General features: G+C 46.5%; 18 protein-coding genes and 1 pseudogene. 11 read left to right on the top strand and 8 right to left on the bottom strand.

From position 1 onward, the window contains the following. A partial coding sequence (locus tag JGK20_RS26460) for a hypothetical protein (RefSeq protein ID WP_293232685.1) occupies positions 1-408 on the top strand: 408 nt, incomplete at its 5' end. Positions 409-748: 340 nt separating this feature from the next. Here JGK20_RS26460 and JGK20_RS26455 read toward each other — a convergent pair. Both JGK20_RS26455 and JGK20_RS26450 read right to left on the bottom strand, forming a co-directional pair. After that, positions 749-1,957: a transposase gene (locus tag JGK20_RS26455; RefSeq protein ID WP_293214494.1), complete on the bottom strand. Its 1,209-nt coding sequence runs from the start codon at positions 1,955-1,957 to the stop codon at positions 749-751. Next, positions 1,878-2,504 (bottom strand): IS607 family transposase, encoded by a 627-nt coding sequence (locus JGK20_RS26450; RefSeq protein WP_293221015.1) that lies wholly within the window; start codon positions 2,502-2,504, stop codon positions 1,878-1,880. The genes JGK20_RS26455 and JGK20_RS26450 overlap by 80 nt, the downstream gene beginning before the upstream one ends. A gap of 392 nt (positions 2,505-2,896) precedes the next feature. Here JGK20_RS26450 and JGK20_RS26445 point away from each other — a divergent pair, with 392 nt between their 5' ends. Beyond that, positions 2,897-3,529: a type II secretion system protein gene (locus JGK20_RS26445; RefSeq protein ID WP_293317407.1), complete on the top strand. Its 633-nt coding sequence runs from the start codon at positions 2,897-2,899 to the stop codon at positions 3,527-3,529. A 507-nt stretch (positions 3,530-4,036) separates the two neighbouring features. Here JGK20_RS26445 and JGK20_RS26440 read toward each other — a convergent pair. Further along, positions 4,037-5,944: a penicillin-binding protein 2 gene (locus tag JGK20_RS26440; protein ID WP_293232681.1), complete on the bottom strand. Its 1,908-nt coding sequence runs from the start codon at positions 5,942-5,944 to the stop codon at positions 4,037-4,039. Positions 5,945-6,373: 429 nt separating this feature from the next. After that, positions 6,374-6,958, bottom strand: coding sequence for a hypothetical protein (locus JGK20_RS26435; protein WP_293181402.1), 585 nt, complete (start codon positions 6,956-6,958; stop codon positions 6,374-6,376). Between the two features lie 709 nt (positions 6,959-7,667). Here JGK20_RS26435 and JGK20_RS26430 point away from each other — a divergent pair. From JGK20_RS26430 to glgB, 3 genes are all read left to right on the top strand, one after another. After that, the gene (locus tag JGK20_RS26430; RefSeq protein ID WP_293181399.1) at positions 7,668-7,931 is read left to right on the top strand and encodes a serine protease; all 264 of its coding nucleotides are present in this window, start codon (positions 7,668-7,670) and stop codon (positions 7,929-7,931) included. Between the two features lie 119 nt (positions 7,932-8,050). Beyond that, positions 8,051-8,722, top strand: a complete 672-nt coding sequence (locus JGK20_RS26425; protein WP_293232679.1) for a glutathione S-transferase family protein — start codon at positions 8,051-8,053, stop codon at positions 8,720-8,722. 385 nt (positions 8,723-9,107) lie between these two features. Continuing rightward, positions 9,108-11,402, top strand: a complete 2,295-nt coding sequence (gene glgB / locus JGK20_RS26420) for a 1,4-alpha-glucan branching enzyme (protein WP_293225834.1) — start codon at positions 9,108-9,110, stop codon at positions 11,400-11,402. A gap of 633 nt (positions 11,403-12,035) precedes the next feature. Here glgB and JGK20_RS26415 read toward each other — a convergent pair. The 3 genes and pseudogenes from JGK20_RS26415 to JGK20_RS26405 all read right to left on the bottom strand — a co-directional run. After that, complete coding sequence (locus tag JGK20_RS26415; RefSeq protein WP_293191248.1) at positions 12,036-12,953, bottom strand: glycosyltransferase family 2 protein; 918 nt, start codon at positions 12,951-12,953, stop codon at positions 12,036-12,038. A 325-nt stretch (positions 12,954-13,278) separates the two neighbouring features. Next, positions 13,279-14,109, bottom strand: a complete 831-nt coding sequence (locus JGK20_RS26410) for an HpsJ family protein (protein WP_293232677.1) — start codon at positions 14,107-14,109, stop codon at positions 13,279-13,281. A gap of 444 nt (positions 14,110-14,553) precedes the next feature. Continuing rightward, positions 14,554-15,480 (bottom strand): annotated as a pseudogene (locus JGK20_RS26405) (transposase); the annotation flags it as partial. 736 nt (positions 15,481-16,216) lie between these two features. Between JGK20_RS26405 and JGK20_RS26400 the strand changes: the two are divergent. From JGK20_RS26400 to JGK20_RS26385, 4 genes are all read left to right on the top strand, one after another. Continuing rightward, positions 16,217-16,711 (top strand): adenylyltransferase/cytidyltransferase family protein, encoded by a 495-nt coding sequence (locus tag JGK20_RS26400; RefSeq protein WP_293181456.1) that lies wholly within the window; start codon positions 16,217-16,219, stop codon positions 16,709-16,711. Between the two features lie 116 nt (positions 16,712-16,827). Then, entirely contained in the window at positions 16,828-17,160 is a 333-nt protein-coding gene (locus tag JGK20_RS26395; RefSeq protein WP_293232675.1) for an RsbRD N-terminal domain-containing protein, read from the top strand. Further along, complete coding sequence (locus JGK20_RS26390) at positions 17,130-17,609, top strand: STAS domain-containing protein (RefSeq protein ID WP_293232673.1); 480 nt, start codon at positions 17,130-17,132, stop codon at positions 17,607-17,609. Before JGK20_RS26395 ends, JGK20_RS26390 begins: the two co-directional genes overlap by 31 nt. 200 nt (positions 17,610-17,809) lie before the next feature. Next, complete coding sequence (locus JGK20_RS26385; protein ID WP_293232671.1) at positions 17,810-18,037, top strand: hypothetical protein; 228 nt, start codon at positions 17,810-17,812, stop codon at positions 18,035-18,037. A gap of 294 nt (positions 18,038-18,331) precedes the next feature. Here JGK20_RS26385 and JGK20_RS26380 read toward each other — a convergent pair whose 3' ends face one another. Then, positions 18,332-18,499: a hypothetical protein gene (locus JGK20_RS26380; protein ID WP_293197146.1), complete on the bottom strand. Its 168-nt coding sequence runs from the start codon at positions 18,497-18,499 to the stop codon at positions 18,332-18,334. Between the two features lie 97 nt (positions 18,500-18,596). On the opposite strand from JGK20_RS26380, the gene JGK20_RS26375 reads away from it, so the two are divergent. Beyond that, positions 18,597-18,995, top strand: coding sequence for an anti-sigma regulatory factor (locus JGK20_RS26375; RefSeq protein WP_293191250.1), 399 nt, complete (start codon positions 18,597-18,599; stop codon positions 18,993-18,995). A 399-nt stretch (positions 18,996-19,394) separates the two neighbouring features. Further along, positions 19,395-20,414 (top strand): ATP-binding SpoIIE family protein phosphatase, encoded by a 1,020-nt coding sequence (locus tag JGK20_RS26370; RefSeq protein ID WP_293181378.1) that lies wholly within the window; start codon positions 19,395-19,397, stop codon positions 20,412-20,414. Positions 20,415-20,474: the final 60 nt, after the last annotated feature.

Raw genomic sequence — 20,474 nt, 5'->3', positions numbered from 1 at the left:
TTTACCCTTGGGATGGGTGTAAAAGACAACGATACCTTACCAATAAGTTTTGAACGCGCAATACAATCCAAATATCCCAATACCCAGGTTCTAAATTTTGGTATTTCAGGAACATCCACCAAAGAACAAATCAAGTTGCTTGAGGAATACGTAATAAAATTCAAACCAGACGTAGTAGTAATCGTAGTATTTTTAAATGATGCAGACAGAACAGGAACAATTAACTTTATTTCTAGACCAAAGGTGCTGGCTGAAGTTAGAAAAAACTCATTTTTTATCAACGCTTTGATCGGAAGTATTGAAAAACCCATGCTCTATAAAGAGATGGTTCGTCACTATCTAGATGGTTATTTAGAAGGTAGCCCCGGTTGGGAATCTGTAAAAACTGGACTCAGAACCAGCTTGTAGTTGCAGTATACCCTGTACTCTTTAAACTAGATGATAGCTATCCATTCAGACATATTCACAAAACAATAGAAGACTATTGTGCGTCTTTAAAAATTCCGTTTGTCGATTTATTTGATGGATTCGTTGGCCAACAGGATTCCAAGCTTTGGGTACACAAAACCGACCAACATCCCAATGAAGTAGCAAATAGAATTGCAGCCGGAGAATTATCAAAATTCTTTGATAGTAACCACTTGATGAAAAAGTAGCCAACCAAGTGCACCCGAACACAAAGTTGGCAAAGTATAGAAATATGTAAAGGCCGATCGCAGTTTCCAATTTCCCAGCTTCCCTGACGGTGTTACGCTGCACAACCCTGGACAAACAGGGCATACGCGATAGCAATACTCTCACTATTGATAGAGAGAGCAAAGGAGCCGTCCCTCAAAGCTCGAATCATAATGTTTCGAGCGCCGCCCCAATCTCGGTCATGTTCGTGACCGCAGCTAGGGCATTTAAATGTTTTTGAACCACCAAGTTTTGAATGCTTGTGTCCGCACTTGGTGCAAGTTTTGCTAGTGTAGGATTCGTTAACGTCAATAACAACAACACCTCGTTTTTTAGCTGATTGCTTGAGGTGGCATTCAAAACGATAATGCCCCCAAGTGAGCATCTGTCTAGCAGTCTTGGTGCGTAACTTGCGCTTTGACTTAACAACCATTTGTGATGTTTCAAATGTAGGCAGCAAGATGACTTTGTATTGACTTGTCAGGTAATTAACCACCTGCTTGTGACACTCGTCAATCAAGTCGCGAATCCTGATTCTCAACTTGCTTGCAGCTTCTAGCATCCGGCGCTTCTGCTTTCTACCAGCTTTTGACGCACGTCCCATTAGTTTGTCAAGGTGAGAACACAATCTTTGAATGCGTCCAATGTCTGCCTTGCCAAATTCTTGAAATGAGTCACCGTCGTAGCCAGTTAAAAAGGTTCTAACGCCAGGGTCAAGTGCAATTACCTTGTCTAGTTCCTTTGTCCTCACCTCTTCTATCACTGGGATACAAGCGAACCATCGCTTTTTGTCTCTAATAAGTTGGGTCGCAAACTCGGTCTTTTGAATTGGCTCTGTAGTTCTCAAGCTAAGTCCTTTGACTAGGGATGGAAACCAAGTCTCGCCGTTGAAGTTAACCCTGTGGAATTTGATTGATTGCGATGGTTGACGACAACTCCTAAAACTTGCTTCTCCTTTGACGGACTTGGCTTGTTTCCAGGCATCCCAAGCGTCAAAAATAGCATTTTCTTTTGGGTGGGACGGTGCAGACTTGACCCAATCAGGTAAGTCTAGTCCTAGCACGTAGTCCCTCAAAGAATAAGCACTGGTTATTTTTTCGCCTGCTTTCAAGGTTGCAATAGCCTTGTTGTAGCAGTAACGCGATGCTGATAGCCAAGACTTCCATTTTTGGTGCAGCGCTAACTCAGGATAAACTCGAATCTTAAGTGTTTTGTTGGGCGATCTCTTCTCCTTCTTGTGCCTTGGATTCGACTTGTAACTCCTGCTTGATTTGGTTTTCAAGCCTTCTAATGGAGTAAAGTCGGCTTGAAAAGCTGTGGAGGATTGCGACGATATCTTGAACGAGTTCGGCGTGTGGAGAGAGACTGATTTGGTTGAGAACCACGATTTTGCAGTCAAATTGCTCACAAAGCCATTCGATAATGTCAAATCCGAATCTTGCAAGTCGGTCTTTGTGGGCAACCACAATAATTGCGATATCACCTCGCAGAACTCGTCCCAAAAGGGTGATGAGTCCTTTCCGCCTAAGATTGAGTCCTCCTCCCACTTCCTTAACAATTTCAGCGCCTGGGTAGAGCGCTGATAATCGTTCAACTTGTCGATCGAGGTCTGCTTTTTGAGGTCGGGTAGAGACGCGAGCATAGATAACAGTGGCGCGTCCTCCCTCTGGTTCTGATTCTTTTTTGATGAACTTTTCGATGTCGTACCGTCTTTGACCTGACGGTGTTTTGATTGTGTTGATTTTACCTTCTGCTTCCCATCGTCTGAGGGTTCGGAGGCAAACTCCCAAAGTGTTAGCTGCTTCATTTGGTTTCACGTACTTTGCCATATTAGTATTATGGATCGCCATGTACGCATTGTCCAGTCTTGTCCAATAAATTAATGATTAGAGGCATACCGATCGCCCATCTCGTCCCCCAGTATATCGAACAAAGCAAAACAGCCGGCAGAAACGTCGCCATGAAAGCCTTTCGAGCATTAGTACGATCGCAAATTTAGCAGCCCCGCAAGCTCTCATCCACAGCGGGCGATCGCATCAATACCTGCAATTTCTCCCAAATGGCGATCCTCATCCACACCGCCCCTACCAGATCCTAATTTTTTATGTAAATTTTATTTAAGCGACCTATACAGTAACCACGCTCAAAGTTAAAATACTCCCAACAAAAATAGAGCCTTCCAGCTATTTTTTTTAAACAAAAAATCACTGAGTGTACTTACGTGTCAACAAATAAAACCCCCAAACGCAGATCCACAGCACCTAACGCCGGTTTTACAATGCTTGAGACATTGATAATTATCGCAATACTGGGGATATTTTGTGCGATCGCCAGCCCCTCTTGGCTAATGTTCATCAATAACCAGCGTTTGAAGGTATCAGTCGATCGGGCTTCTTGGGCAATGGAACTTGCCCAAAGCAACGCCAAACGCGACAAAACCTCATGGCAAAGCAGCTTCAAGCAAGTAGGAGAAAACCTACAAGTAGCAGTCCACAAAGCCGAGATTACACCAGCCCAAGTACCAGCCAACCAATGGAAAAATCTAGAATATCAGATTAGGATAAATCAAAATGACACAACATTGCGGAAGGTCAATGAGAACACAAATGAAGTAAAAGAAAATGGAACAGTCTGGCGAGCCATGTTCAATTACCAAGGTTGCCCAGTGTATAACAAAACTGACGAATGCGGCCTCACAAGCATTCTAGCAAAAGGAAACCTCACACTATCTCATCCAAATCTTCCAAAAGGCGATCGATGCGTCATCATCTCTACACTTTTAGGACATACACGCACCTCCGAAAGACAAAGAAAACCCAATCCAGACAATAACAAAAATAGATTCTGTTACTGAATTCAGTTACATCGAATTCGGCGATCGATATATCACCGATCAACCCAAAATCCCGGCGGTTGAAACCGCGTCTACACAAACAAAACCCGCCTCCGCGGGTTGAAGAGTCAATCGCACATTTCTCTCAAATTCCATATTTCTTCGTCCGCGGAGGCGGACATCGTTTGTGTAGGCGCGGTTTCCAACCGCCGGGATTTCTCAAATTCCATATTTCTTCGTCCGCGGAGGCGGACATGGTTTGTGTAGACGCGGTTTCCAACCGCCGGGAATTTCAACTCAAATTCCATCATATTTCTTAGTCCGCGGAGGCGGACATCGTTTGTGTAGACGCGGTTTCCAACCGCCGGGATTTCTCAAATTCCATATTTCTTCGTCCGCGGAGGCGGACATCGTTTGTGTAGACGCGGTTTCCAACCGCCAAGATTTCTCAAATTCCATATTTCTTCGTCCGCGGAGGCGGACATCGTTTGTGTAGACGCGGTTTCCAACCGCCAAGATTTCTGCTTCCTACTTCTTACTCGGCGCAATCTTCTCAATATTAATCAGCGCCTCCATCACCGACTCCACAATCGGCGCCGCCACAACTCCCCCCGTACCACCACCCTTAGGCTCATCAATCACCGCCAGCACCACATACCGAGGAGCCTCCACAGGCATGATCCCCACAAAGCTAGTAATAATCGCCTTATCAGAATAACCCCTACCAGCACTAGCTTTTTGAGCCGTCCCCGTTTTCCCAGCAATCCGATAGCCAGGAATTTGTGCAGCTTTCCCCGTACCACCATCCACCACAGTTTCCATCATTTCCAAAACCTTCTTGGTAGTTTGTGGCGAAAAAACCTGCTTCGGAACAGCCCTCGGCAACTTCCAAAAAGGTTGACCTTCGCGATCGAAAAGTCCCCGCACAACATGAGGAGTTACCAACTTGCCACCGTTAGCCAAAGCCCCATTAAGCTGCACCAACTGCATCGGAGTAATCGAAAAACCTTGACCAAAAGCAGTAGTAGCAACTTCCACCGGAGAATTGATAAATTGCTCTCGATTTTTAAGCTGACTCGTTACTTCAAAAGGCAAATCTGTACCCGCAGTTTGTCCCAGTCCCAATTTTTCTAAAGCTTGATAGTAAAGAGAAGATTTCATCGTGTTCATTATGTGAACCATCCCCACATTACTAGAATGTTTTAAAATCTGGGTAACAGTCGAAGGGCCGCGGGCGCCTGCTTGTTTGTAATCGGAATTTTGGATAGTCCAGATATCCATATAAATCCGACCTTCGTCGTTAAACACAGTGTTAGGTTTGACCGCACCGGCTTCCAGGGCGATCGCCACATTAATCGGTTTAAAAGTCGAACCAGGCTCATAAACATCAGTTACAGCCCAATTTTTATAGCGCGACAAATCGAAATTAAAATATTGATTCGGATCGTAGGAAGGTTCAGCCACCACCGACAGCAACTCCCCGTTGCGGGCATCCATCACAATCACCGCGCCGCGCTTCGCCTCGTGTTTCAGCATTTTCTCCTTCAGAGCAATCCGGGCCGCCCGCTGCAAGCGACTGTCGATCGTCAATTGCAATTTCAAGTCATCAAGCTGCACAAAACCCGCCGTCAGTCGATCGGGAAGCCAACGCCCGTCGATCGACTTACTAAATTGAATCGACGGCATCGATCGTTCCAGCAAATTCTGCTGGCTGTATTCCACCCCCGCCTGTCCCTTCCGTTCCCCATCCACATAACCCAGAACATCCGCCGCCAACTCCTGCTGCGGGTAAAAACGCTGCTGCTGCCGCACCAACTCCAGCCCATCCACGGGACTATCTTTAATTTGCATCTGCCCCACGCGATCCGCCACCTCTTGAGCCAAAGAACTAGCAATCGTAATACCACTTTCTGCCAGATTAAACCTTCGCAGCAGTTCAGTTTCCGCCGTATTGCCAGGGGCTACTTCAATCGGCAGCATCGGAGCCAATTTAGCAGCAATCTCCGCCTTCGAGTGCTTGAACAACTTCGGGTGAGCGTAGAGAGTGTACACCTGTCTGTCGATCGCCAACACATTCCCCGCGCGATCGACGATCGGGCGTCTCGGCACAAACGGCTTCGTTTTGAGAGTTTGCTGCTGAAGAGCCTGTTTGCGTAGCGCCGGAGCTCGCGTCACCTGCAAATAAAACAAATTTACAGCTAGCCCCAGCCCCCCGAGCATCAACACCACCCACACAACCCACAAGCGGAACTTGTTGCGTTTTAAACGCTCCAGGGGTGGCCTAGGCGGGCTGCTAGCCGTAGCCGCAACTCTGGGTTTGACTGGTTTGCCCCACCAAGTGCGTGAAGCGTAGCTATCCCGTAGGGAATCGCTCGACGCTTTTGGACGTTTAAAATTCGGCGATCTGTAGCGGTCAAAACGGGGATCGTAGCTCATAGCATTCTAAATTTACCGACAAGTTCTACCATTTTAGATTTTAGATTTTAGATTTTAGATTTATGAATTGAATAATTGAAGAATTGCGAATAATTTATAAATATTAAATTGGGATTTGCTGCTTACTGTAGCATTATTTTTTTGAACTTCTCTTTATTATTTTCAAATAATATTTGAAAACTTTAACCGAGGGTAGGTAGGGCCAAAATCGATCGGCACTTTCACAAAAATCAAACCCGAAGCAAGACCCTCGGACACATCCCCAAGAGGGCCCTCTCCGCGTTGACATTGCCCAAAAACGGGTACCGCAGTTCCGACAGACAATGTTTGTGCATCCCCAAATTTTAGACTCAAGATTCAAGCCTCCAGATTCACGGCGCTGCGAGTCAATCTAAAATCTCAAATCTCAAATCTCAAATCGACATTGCCTCAATAGCCCAGCGGCGTTTCCCCACCCGATCGCTTCTTGAGAGCAGGTTCTTCAGAGTTTGGTGCCGCCGCACCGGGCGATCGGTTTTCCGGGGCCGGGCGCAAGAAAATCGTGTCCGCAGGCTTCTGTGCAGCCAAACCGGTTTCTGGATTTTCAGCTTCTTTAGCAAGTTGGTGTTTCAAGACTTCGCTAGCAGCACTCAACTGCTGTTCGCCCCGGCGCAGAGTTTCCAGCTTTTGATACTCTTGACTCCAGCGCTGCTCGCCGTAAACAGTCAAACCGTAGAGAGTCAGAGCGCCGCCCAACAGCAGCACCAATGCGGCCCAGGAGGCGCGCTCCACCCGCAGGAGCGATCGCAGCCACATCGGATGCGACTGGCGATCGGGCATCACTTTCAGCACCGATCCTTGCGCGCGAGGTTTGGCCTGTTCGTCCGCTGGGGAGTAGTTAGGCAATTGGGGCCCAGTTTTTGCCCGTCTAGCTCGGGCAATAGAAGTAACTTTGCTTTTGGCGGCGTCTGTGGTGGGCTTGCCGGTCGATCGGGAGCGGCGGGGAGAATCCGGGGATCTGATAGCAGCGGTCATAAAAAACACTCGGTAAGTGGGAAACTCAGTATCTTTAGATCTGAGAGGAAAACTCCAAGAGCGGTTTCAATCGCCTTGAATCTTTATCTGCCCCTTTCGGGGTTGGAGGGGTATGGTTGCCCCTCCGTGGAGATCTGGTTGTCTCCTAATCCCTTCCGGGTAATGTTCGCTTGTCGGTCAATGTTATAAGGGCTTGTTAGGCTGGCAATACTGTCTCAGTGACCTTAAGACTGTTTAACTACCAACGACAGAGCGGAAAACTAGCGTCGCATTCTCCGGTGTCGTGACCCAAATAACGTAGTCAGTTAAGACTTAGGCTGGTCAGTACAGCTTGCTCGATTTCTCTTACAAGCTCAGTCCGTTTAGGGCTGGGTTACTGACAGAGTTCACCAATACGTATAGAGGGCAGCTTCAGCTTGAGTGAGGTTAGGAGTTTTTGCGGTTGCCGATCGCCAATTTCTGGAAATCTCGGTTATCCTTACCAAAGATACCTCACAAACCAACCAACCCATCCTACCACTGGTCTCTTTGACTTCTAGATTTGCCAAAAAAATGAATTTTTTGCCGGTTCGCCAGAATCAATGTGAAATTTATTAATAAATGCAGTATTGTAATCAACGAGCGAATCGTCGATCTATTCGTGCCAGCATTGTTTCTCAAGTACACTATTCCCTTCCTTGCGATGGGTTTTGAATGTTAAGGAGTGTTTATGAACAAGGGATTAATTCGTTTGACTTTGGTAATTGGCATTGCAGCAGCCCTCGGCGCTTGCGGCGGTGATGCCGGCAGTGGCGGTGGCGCTAGCCCCACTCCTGGTGGCGGTACTACTCCTCCTCCTGTTTCTGCTCCAGCAACACCAAAGGAAAGTCCAAAGGCTACTCCTGGCGCTGAAAAGTCTCCTGGGGCTGAAAAGTCTCCTGGGGCAGACAAGCCTCCAGCAGGCGGTGCTTCTCCCTCTCCTAAAAAGCCCTAACTAGGCGATCGCGGAGTAAAACCCCAACGGGCCTAGCCTCAAGGGTGAAAAATGGTTCGCTCTTCGCATTTTTCAATCTCATCAGTCTAGGCCTCAAGTTGGGTGTTATTTTTTGTCAGATGCTTTTACTACAGTTCAGTACCTCCCCTTACTGCCGCAAAGTCCGCTTAGCGCTGGGTTACAAGGGCATCCCCTTTCAAGTAGAAAATTTGACTCCGGGCCTGCACGTTTTGAAACTCAAGCCTCTCACGGGGGGTTTGAGGACAGTGCCGGTACTGCTGCCTCAACTTGAAGGTCAACCAGGGGCGATCGCAGACTCGACGCAAATTTTCCACTGGATCGAGTCTAGTTTTCCTTCAACGCCGCTGTTGCCGGCAGACGAGAGTTTGCAAGCAGAGGCTTGGATGCTGGAAGACTGGCTCGATGAAAGCATCGGCATTGCCACTCGATTTGTTTACTACGAGTTTCGCGCCGGTGCGGGCAAGGAAATCGACCCGTCTGTTTTGAGCCAGTTAGTGATTCAGTTGGCGCGCCGCCAGTTCGGCATTAACCACGCTTCGGCAAAACTCGCCGAGTTGCGCCTGAGCGCTGCTTTAGGCCTGTTGCAGCGTCGCTGGCAAGATGGTTCCTATTTGGTAGGCGACTCCTTGAGCGTGGCAGATATTACTGCTGCCGCGCTGCTGAGTCCTTTAGCTTTGATTCCTCAATACCAGGTTGAGTATCCTTGGCTGTTGGAGCGCATTGCCCAAATTCACGAAGTTTGCGGCGAAACCCTGCCTCCGGGATTTTAAAAGATACCTGTCGGGCGATCGCCCCAGCCTGAAAATTCCACTAATTAATCAACATTGAGTTCTCGGCCAAACTCACCCACCTTGACCACCTTGGTTTGGCACATTAACCATAATTTGCCAAAATTTTATATCACACAGGTTAAAAAAAGTCAAGGATATTATCTAAAAAATATAAATTTTTCAATTTGTTTTAATATTTCTATACTTAGATGTTAGCCCTTAGCAGTAAAAGCACAGCTTGGTCGCCAGCAAGGCAAGAGCGCGCGCAAGGGTTGCAGTAAGCGTGGTAGCATTAGCGATCAAAAATGTATCCAAATGTAAAGTGCAGCTCCGCTCTAGGTTTTGAAAGCCGCCATTTAGTCAAAAGATTGAGGTAAGTAGTTTTATGCCCGCGACCGTCCCCTTTGAACAGATAGACCGGATTGTTTGGAATCAGCACCACGATCCATTTGAAGTGCTAGGCCCCCACGCGATCGAAGAAAATGGCAAAAAAGTCTGGGTCGTCCGAGCTTATCTGCCGAATGCCGAAGCAGTATCGGTAGTTTTGCCTGAAGCGAGGGCCGAATACCCGATGAAATCAGAGCATCACCATCACTTTTTTGAATGTACGATCGACACCCCAGAACTAGCAAACTATCAACTGCGAGTCAAAGAAGGGGAACACGAACGCTTTATCTACGACCCCTACGCCTTTCGATCGCCCAAACTCACAGAATTTGACCTTCACCTATTCTCAGAAGGCAACCACCACCGGATTTACGAAAAACTAGGAGCCCACTTCACCGAAGTAGACGGCATTACAGGAGTATATTTTGCAGTTTGGGCTCCAAATGCCCGTAACGTCTCAGTCTTAGGAGATTTCAACCTGTGGGACGGCCGCAAACATCAAATGCGGAAATCCCAAAACGGCATCTGGGAATTATTCATTCCGGGACTATCCTACGGAACTCACTACAAATACGAAGTGAAAAACCAAGACGGACATCCCTACGAAAAGTCCGACCCCTACGGTTTCCAGCAAGAGGTACGGCCCAAAACAGCCTCAATAGTCACCGACTTAGATACCTACACTTGGCACGATAGCGCTTGGATCGAACAGCGGCGGCACACAGACCAACTGACGCAGCCGGTTTCGGTTTACGAATGCCACATCGGTTCTTGGCTGCACGCGGGTACAGCCGAACCTGCCGTACTGCCAAACGGAGAAATACAACCAGCAGTTGCCGTTTCGGAACTGAATCCGGGGGCGCGCTTTTTGACTTACCGCGAATTGGCCGATCGGCTAATTCCCTACGTCAAAGACTTAGGATTCACCCACATCGAAATGTTGCCCATTGCCGAACATCCCTTCGACGGTTCCTGGGGCTATCAAGTAACAGGCTATTTCGCCCCAACATCCCGCTACGGCACACCAGAAGATTTCATGTATTTTGTTGACCAGTGCCACGCCGCAGGGATAGGCGTACTGGTAGATTGGGTGCCGGGACATTTCCCCAAAGACGGTCACGGTTTAGCCTTCTTTGACGGAACTCACTTGTACGAACACGCCGATCCCCGCAAGGGCGAGCACAAAGAGTGGGGAACCCTAGTATTTAACTACGGCCGCAACGAAGTGCGGAATTTCCTAGTATCAAATGCTCTGTTCTGGTTTGACAAGTATCACATCGACGGCATTCGCGTAGACGCAGTAGCCTCGATGTTGTACTTAGATTACTGCCGCGAACCCGGAGAATGGCTGACCAACCAGTACGGTGGACGCGAAAATATCGAGGCGGCAGATTTTCTGCGCCAGACAAATCACGTCATTTTTAGCTATTTCCCAGGCGCATTGTCGATCGCCGAAGAATCTACCTCTTGGCCGATGGTATCTTGGCCGACTTATGTAGGCGGTTTGGGCTTCAACCTGAAATGGAACATGGGTTGGATGCACGATATGCTCGACTACTACCACATGGATCCGTGGTTCCGGCAGTTCCACCAGAACAACATAACTTTTAGTATGTGGTACAACCACAGCGAGAATTTTATGTTGGCTTTGTCCCACGATGAAGTTGTCCACGGCAAGGCCCACATCATCGGGAAAATGCCAGGGGACGAATGGCAAAAGTTTGCAAACGTGCGGTGTTTGTTTACCTTTATGTTTGCCCATCCCGGAAAGAAAACCATGTTTATGGGGATGGAGTTCGGCCAGTGGCAAGAGTGGAACGTTTGGGGCGATTTGGAGTGGCAGTTGCTGCAATTTGAGCCACACCAAAAGTTGAAGCTATTTTTCAAGGATTTGAACAATTTGTACCGCAGCGAAACGGCACTTTACAGTCAAGATTTTGCTGAGGATGGGTTTGAGTGGATTGATTGCAGCGACAACAGACACAGCGTGGTGGCCTTTGTGCGCCGCGAGAAGGATGGCGATCAGTTTGTGATTACTGTGTGCAATTTTACGCCACAGCCACACTCTCACTATCGCGTCGGAGTGCCGGAACCGGGTTTCTATACGGAGTTGTTTAACAGCGACGCGCGGGAGTACGGCGGCAGCAATATGGGGAATTTGGGAGGTAAGTGGACTGATGAGTGGTGGTTCCACAACAGCGCTTATTCGATCGACTTGTGTTTGCCGCCTTTGGGTGTGTTGATCTTAAAGATCGATCGGGAAAAAACAGGAGCAAAATCTCAAGAGTTTTAAGTTGTGAGAGTTTTGAGTTAACAATCAAAACTTGATTAAGCATCAAACTTTGAGGTTATTCAGAAACCCGGTTCTTCAAGAAACCGGGTTTTTTCTGTAACTCCATATAGCAAAGTTTCTTGTTTGAAGGAGAGAAAAATCGGCTCGCGATTTCAAATCGGGTAACTGCGGAATTATTCAACCACAGAAGAAGCAGAGAAAGAGGAGAGAAATTTATCATTCCCATGCTACCGGATTCGAGATCCCAGAAAAACTCGGTGTTGCAGCGACGGCATCTGGCGGCGGACTTGTTTTAGTCGATCGCGAGTTATCGGCCGTTCATCTTCGGCAAAAAAAAACCTTAATGAATTTCGCTAGTTTTTTCGTGTACGAACGTACACAATTACGCGACCGAATAAAAACTATTCAGCTCAAATCCGGTAACTGCGGAATTATTCAACCACAGAAGAATCAGAGAAAGACGAGAGAAAATTATCATTCCGATGCTAACGGATTTGAGCTGAAATAGCGGTTTTATACTTTTTCTCTGGTTCAAATTCACCACGCCTGACAGGGCTGGGTTTTCTAGCACCCTAGCAACTCAATCAGTGTCCAATTCCCAATTCCCAATTACCAATTCCCAATTCCCAATTTTCAACTGCGAGTATCGGAAGCACCAAGATTATAAGAAACTTTAGACGGCTCAACTTTCACTACTTCGGAAATAGACTGTTCTTCCCCTGCTTTCAAATTCGGCAGTGGCATATGCTTCATTTCCCAAACTTTGAGCAAAATTAGATATTCATAAAAAGCTTGTAGCGTGCACCAAGCCAATCCAGCTTGACCGTCAAGAAATCCGCCGAGTAAAATATACATATAGAAAAAGCGCACCACAGGCCGCAAAGGCAAACGCAAAGAAAAATCTTTCAAAGCGCGGCGCCTTTCCACCTCCGATGCGCCAAACAATAAATCCCACCAATTTACTTGACCGGCTGCTAATTGGCGGAGAGTTTCCGCCGCCTCGTCAGTCGAGTAGCGGTTGTGCTTTTCAATCCAGCGAGAAAGACCTTTGCTGCAAGTATAGTGAGGGTAGGTTTCCTTCAAAAAGTGAGTGGGCCCGTTGCAGACTTCCCGTTCAGTGTGACCGTAGTCAGTAAACCATACTTGGTCTTTGCGAAACAGGCGCATTTGATAGCGCGGATATTGAGTGCTGCGACGAATCCAGCGCTCCATAAATATTACTTTTTCAGCTACGTAATAACCTATATATTCTTGACTTTCGATCGCCTTTAAGCATTCAGCAAACAGTGCAGGCGTCATCCGCTCGTCAGCTTCGAGGATGTAAACCCATTCGTACTTGCATTCTACTTCTCGGAGCATCCAAGTCCGCTGGCGTCCGTGAGTTTCAAAGCGATGCTGCACTGTTTGCACGGGATAGTTTTGAACAATCTCAAGGGTGCGATCGCTGCTGAAAGAATCAACTACAATGATATCGTCACAAAGCAGTGCCGATTCAATGCAAGCGGCGATATCAATCTCTTCGTTGTAAGTCAGAATATAAATTGAGAACATTCCCAGCTTTCAGTAAGGGCAAACTATAGCAGAAGGAAGAAGGAAGAAGGAAGAAGGAAGAAGCAAGAAGGAAGAAGGAAGAAGGAAGAAGCAAGAAGGAAGAAGCAAGAAGGAAGAAGGAAGAAGGAAGAAGCAAGAAGCAAGAAGGAAGAAGCAAGAAGCAAGAAGAAGAAGGAAGAAGGAAGAAGGAAGATGTGAAAATGCAAGAAGAACGATGGTTTCAGCAATTAACAGCGTCCTAACTACTAGGTGCAGTTGCTATATTCAGCAGATCAAGTATTTCTTAGGGATATCTCGACTTGCGCGTTCCGAGCAGTCGGGCCGATCAATTTTTGCGGTGACCGAACCGCAGAATTCCCATACTTCTGAGTCCACTCCAACCAACAGTAATGTAGCCGATCGCCAACAGCAAACTGTTGATTCCAGTCTGCAAACTCGAATTTCTCGATCGAGTTCTCAACTCTTTCTCTTTTTGTTGCTTCTGGGTACCAATCTCTTTGCGAGCTTGATTTGGCAGTTCTTGGGCTTGCTGTTCCAAGAACTTATCGAGGGCTTTCGGGTCATTTTTTGACTCCTGAAGCACGGTTTTCAATTCCTTGGGAAGATTTGGATTCTTGAGTTCTTGTTGCAGCTTCCCGTCGTCTTGCAGTAGCGTGCCTATCTGGGTGCGGAGAAGGCTTTTACGCTGTTCTAACTCAGATTTATACTGCTCGCTTTTAATTTGGGCATCTAGTTTAGCTTCTGCTTGTCCGGCTTCCTTATCGAGTAGAACCAGGGCATCTTTGAGTTCCAGGCGAGTATTGTTGAGATGAACGGGAACCAGCAATAGGTAAATTAGCCCTAACAAGCTGGAAATCAATAGTGCCCAAAATCGCAAATCAACCCAAACATTGCGCCGGTCAATAGAGACTCCACTGCTGCTGTCCACCCAAAAGCCCGTCATCAGCAGGGCGATACCCATCAAAGGAATAATGCCCCGGTCAACTATCTGAGTTGCTGCGGCCAACTGCCAGCCTCGATTGCTCATGTCCGAGATTTCTCCCGGCAGCGATAGAACAATGCTGTTAAGCAAGGCAGAGAGAATCAAGATAATCCCGACTACTTTGAGAGTGCGAGCAGCTACTGAAGAAAATTGACGGCTGTTAGTTGCTTTCATAATTGCTGTTAGATAATTCTACACTGTTAGATTAAACGAAATTTTGTTTAATGAGTTGACTGATGAGAGGGTTCAATTGCTCTTCCTCACTGATTGCTTCGTTTGGGGAGATCGCGCGGCCGGTGCCACACCATCGCAGAGGTTAAGTCCCGAATCTGTGCAAACAGGAGTCCTGAATCTGAAAAGGGCTGCTGAGACGGGAAACTCCGCACGCGAAAGACGAATCAAACCGTCCCCCATTTGATGATTTGGGAAGTCCCAACAAGATGCTTGCACAGGTTGGTACTTCAGATTATTTTCCACCAAAATAGCTCGATCGGGTAATCGCCTCAAATTTCCTCCCACCAGTTGCTAAGCTGTTAGTCATTTAAATTTATTGCCTCAACCCCTTACAGTATGGGGTCTGGCACACAAATAGTGCAGTTTGAATGTCGAACAGCTTACCCCAAACACTTTGCCAAAATATTCAATCCAATTTCTAAAAGTTGTCCAAGCCGCATCAGATATCGACTTGGATAGCTTTTTGTTTTTGACCATGTTCTTCACCTGCAAGTCTTCATAGGCTACCAAGTCGTTAGACTGGACTACGCACCTTGCCAATTTCACAGCAAAGTCTTTACGTCGCCTACTTACCTTAAGGTGTTTTTTGTTCAAGCGATTTCTCGCCTTATCTCTGTTTTTGGAACCCTTTTTGGTTCTGGAGAGTCTCCGATTAAGTCGTTTTAGCGACTTCTCTGATTTTCTTAGATGACGCGGGTTCTCGACGGTATTACCGTCAGAGTCCGTGTAGAAATGAGTTAGCCCTACATCCAAACCGATAGTTTTCCTGGTCGGTTCACGCTTTTCGTTGCGTTCAGCGTCAATACAAAATTGCACATAGTAGCCGTCTGCCCGACAAACTACGCGCACCCGTTTAATTTGATTTAGCTGATATTCGTGCAAGTCGCGACTTCCCCATAACTTGAAACAACCTGCTTTGAAGCCATCACTGAAGTTGATGCTTCTTCTGTCTTCAGAAAGTTTCCACCCACAAGTCTTGTATTCTACAGAACCGTGCGACGAGTGCTTTTTGAAGCGCGGAAAACCTTTCTTTCCTGGTTTTGCCTTTTTGCAGTTGTCGAAGAACCGCGCAATTGATGACCAAGCTCTTTCTGCGGAAGCCTGCCTAGCCATTGAATTAAGCTTGGTGGCCCAAGGAAATTCCTTGGCAAGAACTACGCAATAAGCGCTTAAGTCGTAGCGACCCACCCCTTTCGTATCCATCCAGTATCTGATGCAGCTATTACGAATGAAGCGAGCAGTACGAATGGCTTCGTCTAGCCGTTCGTACTGCTCGCTTTTTCCTTCTAGCTTGGCTTCAAATACTAACATTTACGTTACCGAACCGGATATAAAAACTCTAACACAGTTCTGGCAGAATTAAAGCTGTCCTAAAAGGATGGGGCTTTAGACCCAAATTTTTGGTAAGATTTAGGTGTGTTTCACCGCTATATTTCTCGCTTGCCAGATGGCGTGGCACTTTCATCCCCTGTCTTATAGTAATTGATCTCACAGAGATCTGAAAGAAATAATTGTTTCCCAATCTTTTGAACCTCCAATTACCAACTGCACAACACGGCAGTCACTCGATCGATTTGAGATCTTCCGTTTTCGATTGTAGGATTTGTACCTATTGACAAAAACAATGCAACTTTCGGATCGCGATCGAACCCATACAGAATAAGTCATTCCTCATCGCCTACCGCGCTCTTGAAAATCGAAATTTTTATTACTCGATAGATGAATCTGGGAGTTTGAACTCTTAGTCTCAAATTTGGGGCTGCTGGCGGCTGTGGGAAAGCAAGTATCGGTTTTTTTGGTGGGAGGAGAGATACAGGAGTAGCTATTTTCCCCTTTTTCGTTCTGTTTGCCGGAAAGCGCAGCAGAAGGGCATTCTTGTTTGTTGCTTTCTCCTTAAGAGCGATCAATTACTAATTACCAATTACTAATTACCAATTACTAATTATTGGCAGTTCGATCGCTGGCTCGTTCAATGGCAAACGCGCTCTTATCTCACATTTTTTGCTAGGATGATTCATCGCCGTGCATTTTTTTAGTTATGACTGTAATGATTTCGGGTGTTTACACGTTGGGAGAACTTGAAAGATCGATCGCCTCCGATCCTCAAAAGTGGCGTCCGATGGTGTTTACTAATGGCTGCTTCGATATCCTGCACGCGGGGCACGTCCGCTATTTGCAGGCGGCAAAAGCTTTGGGGCGATCGCTCGTGGTGGGCTTGAATAGCGATGTTAGCGTGCAAACTATCAAACCGCAGCAGCCGGGATTGCCACCCCGCCCGATCGTACCGGAAATTCAGCGAGCGGAAGTGCTGGCTGCTCTCAAACCAGTAGACGGCGTGGTAATTTTTTCCGAAATTACAGCTACTAAACTGATAAGTATCCTGAAGCCTGAGATATACGTTAAAGGAGGTGACTATCAACTCGAAAGTTTGCCGGAAGCACCGGCAGTTATCGCCGGAGGTGGCAAGATTTCCTTGATCGAAATAGAAGTTCCGAGTTCTACCAGTGCGATCGTCAAACGCATTTTGCAGTTAGGCGTTTAACCCCCGATCGCAAACAGCAAACAGTGAGCTAAACTCAGAAGTTACCCCATCCAAAATACCAAGAGTGCGATCGCTCGTACAATTTTATCCAAATTGCTAAGCAGGAGATAATTTTAATGGAACTCACAAGCAATAACACGATCGCGGAAATCCTCGAAAAAAACAAAGCTGAGTTACTAGCAGACTGGCTCAAAGAACTGCAAAACACCGGGCTGCGGCGGGACGACTTGATGAGAGCCAAAGAATTGCGATCGGAGTGTCAAGAGTTCCTGCAATTGCTCCAAATAGCTGTGGGACACGGTAACTTGAGCGACATCCAGACACCAGAGTGGGAAAATATGCGGCTGCTGCTGGCCGAAGTTTCGCGATCGCGCGTTCAGAGGGGCTTTACCCCATCAGAGATAGCCAGTTTTATATTATGCTTCAAAAAGCCATTGTTCTTTGGGTGACAGAAATCTTTCTCAAAGCTCGCGAAGAAGTCATCGAACGCCAGCAGCAAGAAATGCTCGAATTGTCAACACCTGTAGTCAAACTTTGGCAAGGTATTCTCGCTTTACCAATGATTGGAACTCTTGACAGCGCTCGCACTCAAATAGTCATGGAAACTCTGTTGCAGGAAATCATGGAAACAGGATCAGAATTTGCGATTTTAGATATTACAGGGGTGCCTACTGTTGATACTTTAGTCGCTCAACATTTATTGAAAACTGTAGCCGCCGCCCGTTTGATGGGTACTGAGTGCATCATTAGCGGCATTCGCCCGCAAATCGCTCAAACCATCGTTCATTTGGGAGTTGACTTGCAGGATATTCTGACCAAAGCGACTTTGGCAGATGCTTTTAAAGTAGCTTTGCAACGCCAAGGTTTAACTATCAAAAATATTAAAGAGGAAAGATAAAATATAGTAATGGGTGGTAATTGGTAATTGGTAATTGGTAATTGGTAATTGGTAATTGGTAATTGGTAATTGGTAATTGGTAATTGGTAATTGGTAATTGGTAATTGGTAATTCCTCTGTTATTTACATTGAAAACCGCTCTGTTGTGTTTATTGCTGCTAAAAATTCATTTAATTCAAAACTCAAATAGAGGTGAATTTATGGAACGGATTCCTATCCTGCAAATGGGAGAATTTCTGCTAGTAACAATCCAAGTAGATATGCACGATCGCTTGGCAATGACGTTGCAAGACGACCTGACAAACCGCATAGTAAAAACTGGAGTCAAAGGAGTTTTAATAGAAATCTCTTCCCTGGAAATCGTAGATTCTTTTATCGGCCGCATTCTCAACAATATCGCTACCATGGGTGGCGATTACGCTGGTTGAATTGGGGCTTTCTTTGACAGGAGTTCGGACAGCTTTAAGCGTTGAGAAGGGGATGAATTTATTGCGAAAATCCTTGGGCTTGTCTGATTCAGAGGTGTAAATAATCGATGAATTGTCCGGTAAGAGAGAGAGAATTAAAAAACAGGTTTGTTTGTAAATACGTTTTTGAGACAGTGAAGATTTATTGCCAGAAAGAATGGGTTGAAAGCCGGATCCCCGATTGCGAGAAATTAAAAGAAGACTATTCATGACTCCAATCCTCTTCCTTATGATTGTCAAGTGCTACTCGTGCGGTCAACTGTCAAACGATTTTGGATTTTGGATTTTGGATTTTGGATTTTGGATTTTGGATTTTGGATTGGGGATTGGGGATTTAAGATTTTTGATTGTCAACTGTAAACTGTCAACTCTTCCTTCTTCCTTCTTCCTTCTTCTTCCTTCTTCCTTCGTAACAACTGTCAATTGTCAACTGTCAACTGTCAACTGAAAAGGAACTAGGGTGAGGAGTGCAACTTCTATGTTTTGTGGAGAAGTTCTATTTTACTAGAGTAGCCGCGCCATGTCAAAACGTGAGACACTAGAAATTCGATCGTCCTCCGATATAGTCCACGTCCGGCAGCAAGTGCGAAACTTGGCTGTAGCAATGGGATTCGGCTTGGTAGACCAAACGAAAATTGTTACCGCAGCCAGCGAACTTGCCCGCAATACTGTAGACTACGGCAAGGGGGGAACTGTAACTCTAGAAACGCTCCAATTAGGTACTCGCAAAGGGCTGCGGCTGATATTTGAAGACAAGGGCCCGGGAATTCCAGATATTGAATTGGCGATGACTGATGGTTATACTTCCGATCGTGGTTTGGGTTTGGGGCTCAGCGGTTCTAAGCGGTTGATGCACGAATTTGAGATTGTTTCTAAGGTGGGTAAGGGTACTAAAATTGCGATCGTCCGTTGGAAATGAGAAGGGGAGAGAGGGGGAGGGGGAGAGGGGGAGATTGGGAGATGGGGGGACAAAGCGGGTTTCTAGGAGTTTTGTGTTTGGTAACTAGAAATATAGGAAGAAATTCGGTTTATAAAACGATTGATGAGGGGCGAGAAACCGGGTTTCTACGAGTTTTGTATTGAGTGGCGATAAATCTTTTAAGAAACCAGGTTTCTGAGGTGTCACTAATCACTGATTACTGCTGACTGATGAGGGCGAGAAACCGGGTTTATACGAATTTTGCATTGAGTGGCGATAAATTTTCTAAGAAACCCGGTTTCTGAGATCACTCATGATAACTGTCAACTGTCCACTGTCAACTGTCCACTGTCAACTGACTTTTTGGCGCGACAGCTTAAGATTAGAACTACACAAATAATGATAAATGTCATAGCCTTACCCGTAACAGAAGAAAGTCAAGTCGGAGAAGCGCGACGAATTGCAGTCGCCCTCGCGGCGGAAGTTGGATTTAATGAGACCGATCGCGGTAAAGTGGCAATTGCGATCGCCGAAGCAGCAAAAAACGTTGTCAAACACGCCCGCGAAGGAGAAATTTTGCTGCAAACCGTACAAACAGCGGCAGGATATAGCATTCAAATAGTAGCGCTAGACCGGGGGCCGGGTATGGCAAATGTCGGTCAGTGTTTGCGGGATGGTTTTTCGACTGCGGGAACTCTGGGAACCGGACTCGGCGCGATTCAACGCCTTTCTAGTTTTTTTGATATTCATTCTGTACCGAAACTGGGGACTGCTTTGTTAATGCGACTCTCCCCTACCCAGAATCGCGTGGAAGCCTCGGAAAACGGCAATTACTTGGAATTTGGGGTTGTTCGCTTGCCGAAAGTAGGAGAGCAGATTTGTGGCGATTCCTGGGCGACGCAAAATCATCTGAACAAAAATCTGATTTTAGTCGCTGATGGGCTTGGCTACGGGGTTTTGGCCCAGGAAGCGTCGCAGGAAGCTGTGCGAGTTTTTGGGGAAAATGCTAAACTCGGGCCGAAAGCTATTTTAGAGAAGGCTCACGCTGCTTTAAAAAATACCAGAGGAGCGGCTGCTGCGATCGCCCTGATCGATCGTACTCAAAAAACCATCTGTTTTGCCGGAGTTGGCAACATTACTGGTGTAGTGTTCACAGATAACCAAACCCGCAGCATGGTTTCCCACAACGGCACTGTTGGACATATGATGCGAAAAGTAGCAGAATTTGTCTATCCTTGGTCGTCCCATTCCTTGTTAATTATGCACTCCGATGGTTTGGCGGCACAGTGGGATTTAAACCGCTACCCGGGTTTGGCTGCGAGACATCCGGCTTTAATTGCAGCCGTACTGTACCGAGACTTTAAACGCACTCGCGATGACATGACAGTTGTAGTAGCCAAGGTAAGACAAGCAGCTTGAGAATATTTCCTAACAAGCATGAAACTGTAGGCGAACTATAAATCACGATCGTCATGAGTG

Origin of the sequence: Microcoleus sp. PH2017_05_CCC_O_A, from assembly GCF_020738785.1 — a bacterium.
In the GTDB taxonomy this organism is placed as follows: Bacteria; Cyanobacteriota; Cyanobacteriia; order Cyanobacteriales; family Microcoleaceae; genus Microcoleus.
This window is presented reverse-complemented; position numbering and strand designations above follow the sequence as displayed.